Origin of the sequence: Xanthomonas sp. F10 (genome assembly GCF_014206815.1) — a bacterium.
GTDB lineage: Bacteria > Pseudomonadota > Gammaproteobacteria > Xanthomonadales > Xanthomonadaceae > Xanthomonas_A > Xanthomonas_A indica.
Genome location: NZ_JACHNP010000002.1, coordinates 647354 through 663038 on the forward strand (window position 1 = coordinate 647354; position 15685 = coordinate 663038).

At 68.0% G+C, this 15685-nt stretch carries 13 protein-coding genes; 11 read left to right on the forward strand and 2 right to left on the reverse strand.

Going from position 1 to position 15685, the window contains the following annotated elements; translation table 11 throughout:
• Nucleotides 1-122 precede the first annotated feature (122 nt).
• From FHR56_RS14285 to FHR56_RS14305, 5 genes are all read left to right on the forward strand, one after another.
• Complete coding sequence (locus tag FHR56_RS14285; protein WP_010341827.1) at nt 123-506, forward strand: RidA family protein; 384 nt, start codon at nt 123-125, stop codon at nt 504-506.
• 9 nt (nt 507-515) lie between these two features.
• On the forward strand, nt 516-2669 hold the full coding sequence (gene recG, locus FHR56_RS14290) for an ATP-dependent DNA helicase RecG (protein ID WP_184502653.1): 2154 nt from the start codon (nt 516-518) through the stop codon (nt 2667-2669).
• A 274-nt stretch (nt 2670-2943) separates the two neighbouring features.
• Complete coding sequence (locus FHR56_RS14295; protein WP_160947498.1) at nt 2944-3882, forward strand: nucleoside hydrolase; 939 nt, start codon at nt 2944-2946, stop codon at nt 3880-3882.
• Between the two features lie 153 nt (nt 3883-4035).
• The gene (locus FHR56_RS14300) at nt 4036-4278 is read left to right on the forward strand and encodes a type B 50S ribosomal protein L31 (protein ID WP_010341537.1); all 243 of its coding nucleotides are present in this window, start codon (nt 4036-4038) and stop codon (nt 4276-4278) included.
• A 289-nt stretch (nt 4279-4567) separates the two neighbouring features.
• Nucleotides 4568-5857, forward strand: coding sequence for a citrate synthase (locus FHR56_RS14305; RefSeq protein ID WP_026143410.1), 1290 nt, complete (start codon nt 4568-4570; stop codon nt 5855-5857).
• 193 nt (nt 5858-6050) lie between these two features.
• Here the strand turns inward: FHR56_RS14305 and FHR56_RS14310 are convergent, their stop codons facing one another.
• Nucleotides 6051-6695, reverse strand: a complete 645-nt coding sequence (locus tag FHR56_RS14310; protein WP_160947499.1) for a hypothetical protein — start codon at nt 6693-6695, stop codon at nt 6051-6053.
• 155 nt (nt 6696-6850) lie between these two features.
• A complete protein-coding gene (locus tag FHR56_RS14315) occupies nt 6851-9283 on the reverse strand; it encodes a penicillin-binding protein 1A (RefSeq protein WP_160947500.1) in 2433 nt (810 codons plus the stop codon).
• A 218-nt stretch (nt 9284-9501) separates the two neighbouring features.
• Between FHR56_RS14315 and FHR56_RS14320 the strand changes: the two genes are divergently transcribed.
• From FHR56_RS14320 to FHR56_RS14345, 6 genes are all read left to right on the forward strand, one after another.
• Complete coding sequence (locus FHR56_RS14320) at nt 9502-10560, forward strand: pilus assembly protein PilM (RefSeq protein ID WP_017908825.1); 1059 nt, start codon at nt 9502-9504, stop codon at nt 10558-10560.
• Nucleotides 10560-11342, forward strand: coding sequence for a PilN domain-containing protein (locus FHR56_RS14325; RefSeq protein ID WP_160947501.1), 783 nt, complete (start codon nt 10560-10562; stop codon nt 11340-11342). The genes FHR56_RS14320 and FHR56_RS14325 overlap by 1 nt, the downstream gene beginning before the upstream one ends.
• Nucleotides 11339-12004 (forward strand): type 4a pilus biogenesis protein PilO, encoded by a 666-nt coding sequence (locus FHR56_RS14330; protein WP_184502654.1) that lies wholly within the window; start codon nt 11339-11341, stop codon nt 12002-12004. Before FHR56_RS14325 ends, FHR56_RS14330 begins: the two co-directional genes overlap by 4 nt.
• A complete protein-coding gene (locus tag FHR56_RS14335) occupies nt 12001-12537 on the forward strand; it encodes a pilus assembly protein PilP (protein WP_160947502.1) in 537 nt (178 codons plus the stop codon). Before FHR56_RS14330 ends, FHR56_RS14335 begins: the two co-directional genes overlap by 4 nt.
• A gap of 20 nt (nt 12538-12557) precedes the next feature.
• Entirely contained in the window at nt 12558-14453 is a 1896-nt protein-coding gene (locus FHR56_RS14340; protein ID WP_160947503.1) for a type IV pilus secretin PilQ family protein, read from the forward strand.
• A 154-nt stretch (nt 14454-14607) separates the two neighbouring features.
• Nucleotides 14608-15627 (forward strand): MoxR family ATPase, encoded by a 1020-nt coding sequence (locus FHR56_RS14345; protein ID WP_160947504.1) that lies wholly within the window; start codon nt 14608-14610, stop codon nt 15625-15627.
• Nucleotides 15628-15685: the final 58 nt, after the last annotated feature.

The following is a 15685-nucleotide window of genomic DNA, read 5'->3' on the forward strand; positions in this document are numbered from 1 at the left end:
TGAAAGCGGGCACCGCGGCGTGTCCCGCCGTCACGCTGTTCCCGAATTCCCAATCCCCAATCCCCAATCCCCAACCGCGCACGCCAGCTAAACTAGGCGGACATTCTTCCAACGGAGTCGCCATGTCCCGCCAGATCATCCATACCGACCGTGCACCGGCTGCGATCGGTCCGTATTCGCAGGCCGTGCGCGCCGGCAACACCGTGTACTTCTCCGGGCAGATCCCGCTGGATCCGGCCACCGGCGAGATCGTCGCCGGCGACATCGCCGCGCAGGCGCGCCGCGCCTTCGACAACCTGCAGGCGGTGGCCGAGGCGGCCGGCGGCTCGCTGGATCGCATCGTGCGCCTGGGGCTGTATCTCACCGACCTGGCGCAGTTCGCGCAGGTCAACGCGGTGATGCAGGACTACTTCCAGGCGCCGTTCCCCGCGCGTTCCACCATCGAAGTCTCGGCCCTGCCCAAGGGCGCGGGCTTCGAAGTGGACGCGGTGATGGTGCTGGACTGATCCCCCGCCGTGCCGCGCGTGCAGGTTCCGGCGCCGGCGCCGGCGCTGTCGGCGGCAGGCGAGGTGCCGCTGACCACGCTGCCCGGCGTCGGACCCAAGCTGGCGGAGAAATTCGCCGCGCGCGGCCTGTCCACGCTGCAGGACCTGTGGCTGCACCTGCCGCTGCGCTATGAGGATCGCACCCGCCTGACCACGGTGGCGGCGCTGCAACCCGGCGTGCCCGCGCAGATCGAGGGGCGGGTGCAGGCGGTGGACCGTGGCTTCCGCTACCGGCCGATGCTGCGCGTGGCGGTGGCCGACGACTCGCGCGGCACCCTGGTGCTGCGCTTCTTCCAGTTCCGTGCGGCGCAGGCGGCGCAGTTCGCGGTCGGTGCGCGCTTGCGCGCCTTCGGCACGCCCAAGCCGGGCCAGCACGGGCTGGAGTTCGTGCATCCCAGCTATCAGATCCTCGGCGAGGACGACGACGCGGCGTTGGGTGATCGCCTAGATCCGGTGTACCCGGCGGTGGAGGGCGTCGGCCCGGCGACCGTACGCCGGCTGATCGGCCAGGCGCTGGACCGTCTGCCCGAGGAGGCGGCGCTGGAACTGCTGCCGGCGTCGTTGCTGGCCGAACTCGGCTTGCCGTCGTTGCGCAGCGCGCTGCTGGTCGCGCACCGGCCGCCGCCGCAGGCCGATCTGGCCGCGCTCGCCGCCGGCCTGCATCCGGCGCAGCAGCGCCTGGCGCTGGAGGAGTTGCTCGCGCATCACCTGAGCCTGCGGCGCCAGCGCATCGCCCTGCAGTGCCAGCCGGCGCCGTCGCTGCGCGGTCGCGGGCTGCTGGCCAAGCGCCTGCAGCAGTCGCTGCCGTTCCAACTGACAGGCGCACAGCAGCGCGTGTTCGCGCAGATCCGCGCCGATCTGGAGCGGCCGGCGCCGATGCTGCGGCTGGTGCAGGGCGACGTCGGCAGCGGCAAGACCGTGGTCGCCGCGCTGGCGGCGATGCTGGCGGTGGATAAGCGCAAGCAGGCGGCGCTGGCGGCGCCCACCGAACTGCTCGCCGAGCAGCATCTGGCCAACCTGCGCGGTTGGCTGGAGCCGCTGGGCGTGCGCGTGGCCTGGCTGGCCGGCAAGGTCACCGGCAAGGCGCGCAGCGCGACCCTGGCGCAGATCGCCTCCGGCGAGGCGCAGGTGGTGGTCGGCACGCATGCGCTGATGCAGGAGGCGGTGCGCTTCCACGACCTGGCCCTGGCCATCGTCGACGAGCAGCACCGCTTCGGCGTGCACCAGCGGCTGGCGCTGCGCGACAAGGGCGCCTCGGGCGCGGGCGTGCCGCACCAGTTGGTGATGACCGCCACGCCGATCCCGCGCACGCTGGCGATGGCCGCGTATGCCGACCTGGATGTTTCCTCGATCGACGAACTGCCGCCGGGACGCACCCCGGTGCAGACCATCGTGCTCAACGCCGAGCGCCGTCCCGAACTGGTGCAGCGCATCCGCGTGGCCTGTGCCGAAGGCCGGCAGGCCTACTGGGTCTGCACGCTGATCGAAGAGGCCGAGGACAGCGAGAAATCCGCGCAGGCCGGCGCCGGCCACCGGCTCGAGGCCAGCGCCGCGCAGGCTACCTTCGAGGCGCTGTCGGCGCAGTTGCCGGAACTGCGCGTGGGCCTGGTGCATGGGCGCATGAAGCCGGCGGAGAAGCAGGCGGCGATGCGCGCGTTCAAGCAGGGCGAGATCGACCTGCTGGTCGCCACCACGGTCATCGAGGTCGGTGTGGACGTGCCCAACGCTTCGCTGATGATCATCGAGAACGCCGAACGCCTGGGCCTGGCGCAGTTGCACCAGCTGCGCGGCCGGGTCGGGCGCGGTGCGGCGGCGTCGAGCTGCGTGCTGATGTACCAGGCGCCGCTGTCGGCGATGGCGCGGCAGCGCCTGGAAACCATGCGCCAGACCAACGACGGCTTCGTCATCGCCGAAAAGGACCTGGAACTGCGCGGCCCCGGCGAACTGCTCGGCACCCGCCAGACCGGCCTGGCCGCGTTCCGCGTGGCCGACCTGGCCCGCGACGCCGGCCTGCTGCCGCGCGTGCACGCCCTGGCCGACCGGCTGCTGGAGGAGGCGCCGGTCCTGGCCGACCGCATCGTCGCGCGCTGGGTCGGCGGCGCGGTGCGGTTCGCCGGGGCGTGAGGGGCGGGGATTCGGCATTGGGGATTGGGGATTCGCAAACGCGATATCGCCACGTCTTTCTCGTAGGAGCGGCTTCAGCCGCGATGGGGCTGTCCTGGTAACGCCCGGTCGCGGCTGAAGCCGCTCCTACAACGAACAGCGGTGGCGCAGCCTCTGCGAATCCCCGCTTTCAACAGCCGAATGGCTGGTCATCCCGACTCCCCAATCCCCGCGCCTTCCCATGCCCGCGCCGCAGTGCCAGACTCGGCGGCCGAATGGACGAGCGAAGCGACGCATGAGCGACAAGATTCCCCTGTTGATCGATACCGACCCCGGCGTGGACGATGCGCTGGCGCTGCTGATGGCGTTCGCCGATCCGCGCCACGAGGTGGTCGGGCTGACCATCGCCGCCGGCAACGTCGGGCTGCGCCACACCGTGCGCAATGCGCTGAAGCTGTGCGAAGTGGCCGGGCGCGAGGATGTGCCGGTGTTCGCTGGCTGCGCCGATCCGCTGCTGCATCCTTCGGTGGACGCCGGGCACGTGCATGGCCAGGACGGCTTCGGCGACGTCGACCTGCCGGCGGCCGCGCGCGGCGCCGAGGCCGAGCATGCCGCGCTGGCGATCCTGCGCCTGTCGCACCAGTATGCCGGGCGCCTGCTGCTGGTCGCGCTGGGGCCGCTGACCAACATCGCGCTGGCGCTGAAGCTGGACCCGACCCTGCCGCAGCGCGTCGGCCGCTTCCTGGTGATGGGCGGGGCGATCACCTGCCACGGCAACATCACCCCGGCCGCCGAGTTCAACATCGCCTTCGACCCGGAGGCCGCGCACATCGTGTTCAAGGCGTTCCCGCACATCGAGGTGGCGGATTGGGAGGCGACCGTGGCGCACGGGCTGCCGCACCGCGAGGTCGAGCAGTGGCTGGCGGTGGATGCGCCGAAGGCGCGCTTCTACGAACTGATCTCGCGCAAGACCCGGCTGTGGTCGGAAGACGCGCGCGGCGAACACTGGTATGCCGCCGACGCACTGGCGATGGCCTGGGCGCTGCAGCCCGACGGTGCCCAGGAGTTGCAGGCGCGCCCGATGCAGATCGAGCTGTCCGGGGTGCATACCCGCGGCGCCACCCTGGTCGACTGGAACCGCCAGCTGGGCCTGCCGGACAACGCGACCATGCTGATCCGCTACGACCACGCCCGCTTCCTGGGCCTGGCGCGGGCAGCCGTCGGCGCCGGCTGAGCCTGTCGATCCCGCCCGCATCCGGGCGGGATCTCCCGGAGCAGGGCCCCCGGGGCGCTGCCACCGCATCTGTCGCGACGTAAACGTTGCGTGGAGGGCGGCAGGGCTGTTATAGTTTCCCTCTTGTCCAGCAGCCACCTACGGTGCGAGCCCATGAAGGCCGACATCCATCCCCAGTACCGCGACGTCGTGTTCCACGATGTCACCTCCGATTTCAAGATCCTGACCCGTTCGACCATGTCCTCGAAAGAGACGGTCAAGTGGGAGGACGGCGAAGAGTATCCGCTGATCAAGGTCGAAATCTCCTCGGCTTCGCACCCGTTCTACACGGGCAAGCACAAGGTCATCGACACCAGCGGCCGCATCGACAAGTTCCAGAAGCGCTACGCGCGCTGATCGGAACCGTCGAACGGATGTAAAGCGACGGCCGCTTGCGCGGCCGTTTTGCTATCCGCTGCATGGTCTCTTCCCGGCGCGGCCGCGCCGGTGTCATCTTCCCGTGAAAGTGCGGCGAGGATGCAACGCTGTGTCGCTTCCTGCCGCCATCGTGCGGCATGAGGGGTGAGCGACGACGCAAATGCTGCTGTGCGATAATGGCGCGATCCGTGGCGATTGCCGTGGACTTCCTTCACGCGTCTGTTCGCAACGTAATCGGACAGGCGCCTTCCATCGAGGAGCGCACACTGTGTCCGATCTTGATCAGGTCACGTTGAACGCCGGCGACAAGTCGGTCGTTCTTCCGGTACTCAAGCCCACCCTGGGCAACGATTGCGTCGACATTTCCAAGTTGACCAAGGAGACCGGTCTCTTCACCTACGACTCGGGCTTCACCGCGACCGCCAGCTGCAAGTCGGCGATCACCTACATCGACGGCGACAACGGCGTGCTGCTGTACCGCGGCTACCCGATCGAGCAACTGGCCGAGAAGTCCAACTTCCTCGAAGTGGCCTACCTGCTGATGAACGGCGAGCTGCCCACCGCCGACGAATTCAAGAAGTTCGACCACGAAGTGACGCATCACACGATGATGCACGAGTCGCTGAAGAACTTCCTCGGCGGCTTCCGTCACGACGCGCACCCGATGGCGATGATGGCCGGCACCGTGGCCTCGCTGTCGGCGTTCTACCACGACACCCTCGACCTCAACGATCCGGAGCAGCGCCGCCTGGCCGCGATCCGCCTGATCGCCAAGGTGCCGACCATCGCCGCCGCCGCCTACCGCTATTCGATCGGCTGGCCGATCCGCTATCCGCGCAACAACCTCGGTTATGTCGAGCGCTTCCTGCACATGATGTTCGAGGTGCCCAGCGAGCAGCTGCAGATGAACCCGGTCGTGGCCAAGGCCCTGGACCTGCTGTTCATCCTGCACGCCGACCACGAGCAGAACGCCTCGACCTCGACCGTGCGCCTGGTCGGTTCCACCGGCGCCAACCCGTACGCCTCGGTTGCCGCGGGCATCACCGCGCTGTGGGGCCCGGCGCACGGCGGCGCCAACGAAGCCGTGCTGAAGATGCTGGAAGAGATCGGCACCGCCGACAATGTCGAGAGCGCCGTGGCCAAGGCCAAGGACAAGAACTCGAGCTTCCGCCTGATGGGCTTCGGCCACCGCGTGTACAAGAACTTCGACCCGCGCGCGAAGATCATCCGCGAGATGACCCACAAGGTGCTGGGCGAGTTGGGCGTCAACGACCCGCTGCTGGAAGTGGCGCTGAAGCTGGAAGAGGCAGCGCTGAAGGACGACTACTTCGTGCAGCGCAAGCTGTACCCGAACGTCGACTTCTACTCGGGCATCATCTACAAGGCGCTGAACATTCCGGTGGAGATGTTCACCGTGATGTTCGCCATCGCCCGCACCGCCGGCTGGGTCTCGCACTGGCTGGAGCAGCAGGTCGACCCGGAAATGAAGATCGGCCGTCCGCGCCAGATCTACACCGGCTACGACAAGCGCGACTACACCAGCGCCGACAAGCGCTGATCGATCGCCTTCAAGGCTGTCCGGAACGCCCCGCTTTGCGGGGCGTTTTTCGTTTGTGGTGGGGCCGAAACGGGAAAGGGGGCCGTCAGGTGACTCGTCGTGCGCGCTGCAAGCCTGTGTGCGGGCGCCGGCCCAAAGGTGCCGCGCCCATCGCGTCCATGATCCGCATCCGCGACGCGGCGCGCTGCCGCGTTCAGCCGGCCTGGTAGTCGGCGATGTCCTGCTCGGTCAGCAGTTGCCGCAGTTGCGGCATGGAGGCACGCCGCATCGGCTTCTCGTCCACCTGCGACAACGGCGCCTGGCGCAGCGCGTCGTAGGGGAGCACGGTCAGGTCGAAGGTCAGCTCCTCGGCGGTGAACAGCCACACCGGGAAGTCCTCGCTGCGCTCGCGGTCCAGGCGCAGGCGACGGCTGCGCAACTCGGCCGGGATGCGGTGCTCTTCGAGGAAGCGCGCCACTGCCTCGGCATCGTCGCTGTGCAGGTGCAGTTGCACCGGGCTGTTGGCGTCGGCGGTGCCGTCGTGCACCGGGCCGGCCAGGCGTGGCGCGAACGCGTGCAGGAAGTCCATCGCGCGCAGCGCGGCCTCGCGCCGTCGGCGCAACTCGCCGGCATGGTCCGGGCCGGCGAACAGCCGCTGGTATTCGCGCAGCGCGTCCTCGATCTCGCTGTTGCGCGGCAGCGAGGCATCGTCGTGGATGCCGAGCCGGTCGGCGGCCTTGAGCTTGGCCTGATGGAAATCGCGGATGCCGCCTTCGGCCATCAGCCGCGCGGCTTCGTGCGCCAGCCGGCGACGGCGTTCGTGCGTGCGGGTCCGGGCGTGTTGCCGAGCGTGGTGCATGGTGCGCCTCCCCTCAAAGCCTGCCCCGACTGTACCGCAGCCTTGCGAAATTCAGGTGTAGCCGGCGGCGCTGCGTGGTGCGGCGTCCGCCGGGCGAGGCGCGCCCGGCGAAACAATGCCCCCGGCGGGCGCCGAGGGCGAGGGAGGCGGGGCGATCAGAAGATGTCGAATGCCGCGTCGTCGGTCTTCTGGTCCTGCAGGCTTTCGTCGAACTGCTGGATGCGGTCCATGTCCTCGGTCTTGACCCATTCGGTGGCGCCGTTGAGGGTGACCTGGACCATGCCGGCCGGCGGGTCGTTGCGGGCGATCGGCTGGTCCTTCAGCGCCACCCGCATGTAGTCGATCCAGATCGGCAGCGCCGCCTTGCCGCCGTACTCGCGGTAGCCGAGCGAGCGGTAGTCGTCGCGGCCGACCCAGACCGTGGTCACGTACGGGCCGCCGAAGCCGGAGAACCAGGCGTCGCGGTGGTCGTTGGTGGAGCCGGTCTTGCCGCCGACGTCCTCGCGGCCGAGCACCTTGGCGGGAGTGCCGGTGCCGCGCTGGACCACGTCGCGCATCATCGACACCAATTGATAAGCGGTGCGCTCGTCGATGGCGCGCGGTGCGACCTTGGCCTCCGGATCGGTCGCCGGGGTCTTTTCGTCCGCGGTCGGTGTGGCGGCGGTCGCGGCCGGCTTGGCCGCCGGCGGCGGCGTGGCCGCGCCGAAGTTGAAGCCGTCCACCACCTGGCTGACCGGCGCGGCATTGCCGCCGACGCTGCCGCAACTGCGGCACGCGGTCAGCGGATGCTCCTGGAACAGCACCTTGCCGTCGCGGTCGGTGACCTTGTCGATGATCCAGGTGTTGACCAGCGAGCCGCCGTTGGCGAACACGGTGTAGCCGCGCGCCACCGACAGCGGCGTCAGCGAGGCGGTGCCCAGCGACATCGACAGGTTCGGCGGCAGCTCGGCTTCCTGGAAGCCGAACTGGCTGATGTACTTGCGTGCGAAGTCCACGCCGATGGCGTCCAGCAGGCGCACCGAGACCAGGTTGCGCGACTGCACCAGCGCCTCGCGCAGGCGCATCGGGCCGCGGAAGCCGCCGCCGTCGTTCTGCGGCGACCAGGTCTTGCCGCGGCGGTCGCGGAACACCACCGGCGCGTCGAGCACGATCGAGGCGGGGTTGAAGCCCTTCTCGAACGAGGCCGCGTACAGGAACGGCTTGAAGCTGGAGCCGGGCTGGCGGCGCGCCTGGGTGGCGCGGTTGAACTTGTTGCCGGCATAGCTGAAGCCGCCGACCATGGCGCGCAGCGCACCGTTGTTGGCGTCCAGCGAGACCAGGGCGGCCTGGCCGCGCGGGATCTGAGTGATCTCCCATTCGCCCGGCTTGTCGCCGGCCTGGATACGCACCAGGTCGCCGCGCTTGAGCAGGGTGGCCGGGCTGCGCCCGGTCCAGCGGCTGGCGGCCACCGGCAGCACCAGCTCGGTCTTGTTGGCGAGCACCACGGTGGCGCTGCCGTCGCTGCCGGTGCTGGCGACGATGCTCGGCAGCATCCCGCCCTGCACGTAGACGCCGCTCAGGTGGCTGGCCAGCGCCGCCGCATCGGCATTGGCGGGGACGTCGAAGTGCTTCTCGACGCCATGCCAGCCATGTCGACGGTCGTAGACGATCAGGCCCTCGCGCACGGCATGGTTGGCCGCGGTCTGCAGGGTCGAGTCGATGCTGGTATAGACGTGGTAGCCCTTGTCCAGCACGTCGCCGCCGAAGCGCGCGATCATCTCCTGACGCACCAGCTCGGCCACGTACGGCGCCTCGACCTCGACCGGGCGCTCGTGCGGCGCGGCGTGCATGGGCACCGCCTTGGCCGCCTCGGCCTCGGCCGGGGTGATGAAGCCCAGCGCGGCCATGCGGCTGAGCACATAGTTGTCGCGGCGCTGCTTGGCGCGCTCGGGATTGCTGATCGGGTTGCCGCTGGAGGGGAACTTGGGGATGCCGGCCAGCGAGGCCATCTCGTCCAGGCTCAGCTCGTTGAGCTTCTTGCCGTAGTAGTACTCGGCGGCGGCGGCGATGCCGTAGGCGCGGTTGCCGAAGAAACTCTTGTTGAGATACAGCTCGAAGATCTCGTCCTTGCTCAGCTCGGCCTCGATCTTGCGCGCCAGCAGGATCTCCGCCAGCTTGCGGGTGTAGCTGTACTCCGAGCTCAGGAAGAACTGGCGGGCGACCTGCTGGGTGATGGTGGAGCCGCCCGGCACGCGCTTGTCGTTGGTGGTGGCCAGCAGCCACACCGCGCGGGCGATGCCCTTGTAGTCGACGCCGCCGTGCTCGTAGAAGCGGGCGTCCTCGGTGGCCAGGAAGGCCTGCTTCAGCCGCTCCGGCACGTCCTTCATGGTGATGGGGTAGCGCCGGGTCTCGCCGAACAGCGCCATCAGCTTGCCGTCGCTGGAGTAGACGTACATGGGCTCCTGCAGTTCGACCTTGCGCAGGGTCTGCACGTCCGGGAGCTTGGAGGAAACGACGTAGTACAGCCCGCCTGCCACGGCGGCGCCGACGAGGCCAAGGAGGACGAATGTGACCAGCGCCCAGCGCAGCCAACGACGAAAACGGGGCATCGCGAGAGATTCCGATTGCAGATTTCTTGGGCGCAGAGTATAGAGTACGCCGGGGAACGGCTGGGGCCGGTTCCGGGGATGCGACGGGTTTGCTGCCGCAGGTCATGCCGTGACACGGATCGCGGTATGCAACCGGGCGGTTGCCAATTGCAAAAAATTTGTTATTAATGCGCTGGCGCAACATTGGCGTCCAAGTGCCCGCCGGCAGGGGAAAATCCGTGGGGCTTATCCCAAAGAGTCAGCAACCGCTGATCGGCATCGATATCAGCTCGACCGCGGTCAAGCTGCTGCAGCTTTCGCGTAACGGCAACCGGTTCCGCGTCGAGCATTACGCCGTCGAACCCTTGCCGCCCAATGCCGTGGTCGAAAAGAACATCGTCGAGGTCGAGGCGGTGGGCGAGGCGATCCGCCGCGCCGTCACCCGTTCCGGCACCCGCGCCAAGCATGCCGCGGCCGCCGTGGCCGGTTCGGCGGTGATCACCAAGGTGATCCCGATGCCGGCCGAACTGGACGAGAGCGAACTGGAAGCCCAGGTCGAGCTGGAGGCGGTGAACTACATCCCGTACCCGATCGACGAAGTGAACCTGGATTTCGAGGTGCTGGGCGTCATCCCCAACAACCCCGAGATGGTGCAGGTGCTGCTGGCGGCCTCGCGTTCGGAGAACGTGGAACTGCGCCAGTCGGCCCTGGAACTGGGCGGCCTGGTGGCCAAGGTGATGGACGTGGAGGCCTTCGCGGTCGAGAACGCCTTCGCGCTGGTGGCCAGCGAGCTGCCGGTGGCCGCCGACGGCATCGTCGCCCTGGTCGACATCGGCGCCACCATGACCACCCTCAATGTCCTGCGCGGCGGGCGCAGCCTGTACAGCCGCGAGCAGGTGTTCGGCGGCAAGCAGCTGACCGACGAAGTGATGCGCCGCTACGGCCTGACCTACGAGGAAGCCGGCATGGCCAAGCGCCAGGGCGGGCTGCCGGAGAGCTACGAGGTCGAGGTGCTGGAGCCGTTCAAGGAAGCCACGGTGCAGCAGATCAGCCGCCTGCTGCAGTTCTTCTACGCCGGCAGCGAATTCAACCGGGTCGATCACATCGTCCTGGCCGGCGGCTGCGCCGCCCTGGCCGGGCTGCCGGAGATGGTGGAGGAGCAACTGGGCGTGGCCACGGTGGTCGCCAACCCGTTGGCGCAGATGACCTTGGGCCCGAAGGTCCAGGCGCATGCGCTGGCCCAGGATGCGCCGGCGCTGATGATCGCCACCGGCCTGGCGCTGAGGAGCTTCGACTGATGGCGAAGATCAATCTGCTGCCCTGGCGGGCGGAACGGCGCAAGCAGCGCGAACGCGAGTTCTATTCGATGCTTGGCCTGGCCGCATTCGCCGGGGTGCTGCTGGCGGGGCTGATCTGGTTCTATTACGACCTGCAGATCAGCGGCCAGAACGAACGCAACGCCTATCTGCAGACCGAGATCGAGAAGGTCCAGGCGCAGAACAAGGAAATCGACACCCTCGACGAGAAGAAGCGCCGGCTGCTGGCGCGCAAGCAGGTCATCGAGGAACTGCAGGCCAAGCGCTCGCAGATGGTGCATCTGTTCGACTCGCTGGTGCGGACCATTCCCGATGGCGTGGTGCTGACCTCGGTGAAGCAGGAAGGCGACATGCTGACCCTGGAAGGCCGCTCGCAGTCCAACGCGCGGGTCAGTACCTACATGCGCAACCTCGAAGGCTCTGGCTGGATGACCAATCCGGAGCTGACCGTGATCGAGGCCAAGGCCCAGGACAAGGAAGCCAAGGGTCCGATCGTCGACACCAAGGCGCTGCCGTACGTGTTCACGCTGCGGGTCAAGCTGCCGGTGCCGGGTGAAAGCGCCGACCCGGCGGCCGACGCGACAGCACCGGCCGGCTCCGCCGCGCCCGCAACCCCAGGCGCCGCGCCCGCGGGCGGCGCGCCTGGCATGCCGACGCAGACGCCGGGTGCATCTGCACCTGCCGCGGGCGGTTCCGCCGCACCCGCACCGGCCGCCGCGCCGACGCCCGCTGCCACGCCAGCGCAACAGGGACCGGCGTCATGAGCAAGAAATTCAACATCAAAGAGCTGGATTTCAACAACATCGGCAACTGGCCCCAGCAGGCCAAGATCGTGTTCTGCGTGCTGGTGACCCTGTTCATTCTGGCCATGTCGTGGTTCCTGCTCATCAGCAGCAAGAGCGATGAGCTGGAAGGGCTGGAACAGAAGGAAACCGAGCTGCGCGCCACCTTCGAGAAGGAACAGGGCCGCGCGGTGAACCTGCAGCCGCTCAAGCAGCAGCTGGTGCAGATGGAGAAGGTGCTGCAGCAGATGCTGCGGCAGCTGCCGAGCAAGACCGAGATGCCCGACCTGATCATCGACATCTCGCAGACCGCGCTGTCCAGCGGCCTGACCAACGAGTTGTTCCAGCCTGGTCCGGAATCACCGAAGGAGTTCTACGCGGAGAAGCCGATCGCCCTGCGCATGGTCGGCAGCTACCACCAGTTCGGTGCCTTCGTCAGCGGCGTGGCGTCGCTGCCGCGGGTGGTGATCCTGACCATGCACGACATCAACCTGAAGCCGCGCGACAAGAGCAATGGCATCACCGCGCGCGGCGAACTGGAACTGTCCGGTACGGTCAAGACCTATCGCTACCTGGACGACAAGGAAATGGAAGAACAGGAGCAGGCGGCGAAGAAGGCCGGCAAGCAAGGCGGTGGCGCATGAGTCGGCAGCGGATTGTCAGGATGCTCGCCGCGGGCGCGCTGGCGCTTGTGCTCGGCGCGTGCGGCCGCAGCATCACCAGCACGCCTGGCGATGCGCCGAACCTGGAGAACTGGGTGAAGGAAGTGCGCGCGCGGCCGGCGCAGCCGCTGGAGCCGCTGCCGGTGATGCAGCAGTTCGAAACCTTCGAGTATGCGGCGCAGGGCCTGCGCGATCCGTTCAGCGATGCCTGGGCCAGCCCCGACGGCAGCAGCGGCCTGCGCCCGGACCCGAACCGCCGCAAGGAACCGCTGGAGCAGTTCCCGCTGGACAGCCTCAACATGGTCGGCACGCTGGGGAGTGGCGCGGGCCAAGTCGCGCTGGTGATGGCGCCGGACAAGGTGACCTACCGCGTGCGTCCCGGCGTGTACATGGGGCAGAGCGATGGCCGCGTGACCGGGGTGCACGAGGATCGCATCGATTTGATTGAACTGGTGCCGGATGGCGCCGGCGGCTGGTTGGAACGTCCCGCCTCCGTCGCGCTGGACGATCAATGATTGATTATGGGGATAGCACGATGACTTTTTCCAAAGCCCTGAGCCTGCGCCCCATCCGGCGCCACGCGACGATGCGGCTATGCGCGTTGGGGTTGGCGGCGATGCTCGGGAACGCGGTCGTCGCCAGCGCGGCACCGGCCACTGCGGCTGCGGCCACGCCTGCCGCAGCGGCGGCGACGCCGGCCAAGCTCACCGTGTCGAAGGTCGACTTCAAGCGCGGCGACGGCGGTGCGGGGCGGCTGATCCTGTCCTTCAACGGCGCCGGCGCCAGCCCGGACCTGCGCACGCAGGGCAACAACGTGGTGGTCGATGTCGGCAATGCCGTGCTGCCGCCGGAGCTGCAGCGGCCGCTCAACGTCACCGACTTCGCCACCCCGGTGCAGCGCATCGATGCCAAGCCCTATGCGGGCGGCGCGCAGCTGACGCTGAGCACCAACGGCCCGTTCGAGTCGCTGGCCTACCAGTCGGGCAACGAATACGTGGTCGAGATCACCCCGCGCGCCGCTGCGCCGGCCGTCGGCGCGGTCACCGCGGCCACGGTCAGCCAGGCCGCCGCGCAGGTGGCCGAGCGCGGCTACAGCGGCAAGCCGGTGACCTTCAACTTCCAGGACGTGCCGGTGCGCACGGTGCTGCAGCTGATCGCCGAGGAATCCAATCTCAACATCGTCGCGTCCGACACCGTGCAGGGCAGCGTCACCCTGCGCCTGGTCAACGTGCCGTGGGACCAGGCGCTGGACATCGTGCTGCGCGCCAAGGGCCTGGACAAGCGCCGCGACGGCAAGGTGATCTGGGTCGCGCCGCAGCAGGAACTGGCCAAGTTCGAACAGGACAAGGAAGACGCGCGCATCGCGATCGAGAACCGCGAGGACCTGATCACCGACTACGTGCAGATCAACTATCACAGCGCCACGGCGATCTTCAAGGCGCTGACCGAGGCCAAGGGCATCGGTGGCGGTGGTGGTGGCGGTAGTGGCGGCTCGGGTGGTGGCGGCAACAGCCAGAACGACAACGGCTTCCTGTCGCCGCGCGGACGCATCGTCGCCGACGAGCGCACCAACACGCTGATGATCAGCGACATCCCGAAGAAGGTCGCGCAAATGCGCGAGCTGATCAATGTGATCGATCGACCGGTCGACCAGGTGCTGATCGAGGGGCGTATCGTCATCGCCACCGATACCTTCGCCCGCGACCTGGGCGCCAAGTTCGGTGTCGGCGCAACACGCACCTATGGAGACAATGTCGCCACGGTCGGAAGCAACGCAGCCGGTGGCGGCGTCAATACGCGTGGCCTCAATGTCGATCTGAGCGGCCCGACCTTCACCAGCGCGCAGACCCTGCCCAGCCTCGCATACACCCTGCTCGGCAAGAACTTCAATCTGGATCTGCAACTGTCTGCCCTGCAAGAAGAAGGGCGGGGTGAAGTCATTTCCAATCCGCGCATCGTGACCTCCAACCAGCGCGAGGCAGTGATCCGGCAAGGCAAGGAAATCGGCTATGTCACGATCACCGGTGGAACCGCCGGAACCGCGGCGACGCCCAACGTACAGTTCAAGGAAGTATTGCTGGAGCTGAAGGTGACGCCGACCATCACCGACGACAATCGTGTGTTCTTGAACATGAACGTCAAGAAAGACGAAGTCGAGCGCTACGTGGTCTTGCAGAACTACGGCACCGTGCCGGAAATCAATCGCCGCGAGATCAATACCGCCGTGCTGGTCGACGATGGTCAGACGGTGGTGATCGGTGGTGTCTACGAGTTCAACGATCGCAGCAGTGTCTCCAAGGTGCCGTTCCTGGGCGATGTGCCGTTCCTGGGTAACTTGTTCAAGAAGCGCGGCCGCAACAAGACCAAGGCAGAGCTACTGATCTTCGTCACCCCGAAGGTGATGCACGTGGCCAAGCGCGCGTCGGCCTGAGTTTGCAAAACGCAGGCGGGATCCTCCGACGGGAGAGGCGCAAGCCTCTCCCGTCGTCGTTTACGCCGCATGGATGAGGAAAACCTGAATTCACAGCACGTGGCGGCGGCCGCGCGCGGAACCATTTTCACCGGTGATCGGTCAGACTGCGCAAATGAACACGTCCTCCTCGCCCCTCGATTCCCCGCCGGCCGCGCCCGAGCAGCAGCGCCTGCACGCCGCCTTCGTCGCCCTGCGCGACGGCCTGTCCCAGACCATCGTCGGCCAATCGGCGCTGGTGGAGCGCTTGCTGATCGCGCTGCTCGCCGACGGCCATCTTTTGGTCGAAGGCGCGCCCGGTCTGGCCAAGACCACGGCGATTCGCGCCCTGGCCTCGCGCCTGGAAGCGGACTTCGCCCGCGTGCAGTTCACGCCGGACCTGCTCCCGGCCGACCTCACCGGGACCGAGGTGTGGCGTCCGCAGGAAAGCCGCTTCGAGTTCCTACCCGGGCCGATCTTCCATCCAATCCTGCTTGCCGACGAGATCAACCGAGCGCCGGCCAAGGTGCAATCGGCGCTGCTCGAAGCGATGGGCGAGCGCCAGGTTACCGTCGGCCGGCATACGTACGCGCTGCCGAAGCTGTTCCTGGTCATGGCGACGCAGAACCCGATCGAGCAGGAAGGGACCTTCCCGCTGCCGGAGGCGCAGTTGGATCGCTTCCTGATGCATGTGCGGATCGGTTATCCGGAAGCGGCGGCGGAAGCGGAGATCCTGCGCCTGGCGCGCGAGCGCGCACGCGAGACGCTGGAGGCGGGGGAGGCGCCGTCGCCGCGCATGCCGCTGGAAGACGTGTTCGCCGCACGCCGTGCGGTGCTGGCGCTGCACATGGCGCCGCCGCTGGAGCGTTATCTGATCGAACTGGTGCTGGCTTCGCGCGACGCCAGCGGCTATGACGCCGCGTTGGCGCGGCGCATCGCCTGGGGCGCGAGCCCGCGCGGCTCGATCGCGCTGGAGCGTTGCGCGCGCGCTCGGGCCTGGCTGGCCGGACGCGATTTCGTCACGCCCGACGACGTGCGCGCGGTCGCCGCCGACGTGCTGCGCCACCGGGTGTTGCCTAGCTACGAAGCCACCGCCGAAGGCTGGGATGGCGATCGCCTGGTCGCCGCGCTGCTGGACAAGGTGCCGCCGCCGTGACCGGGTGCAGGTACGCGCGCCCTGATGCAGGGCTGACTGCCGCCCGCCTTCGCACGGA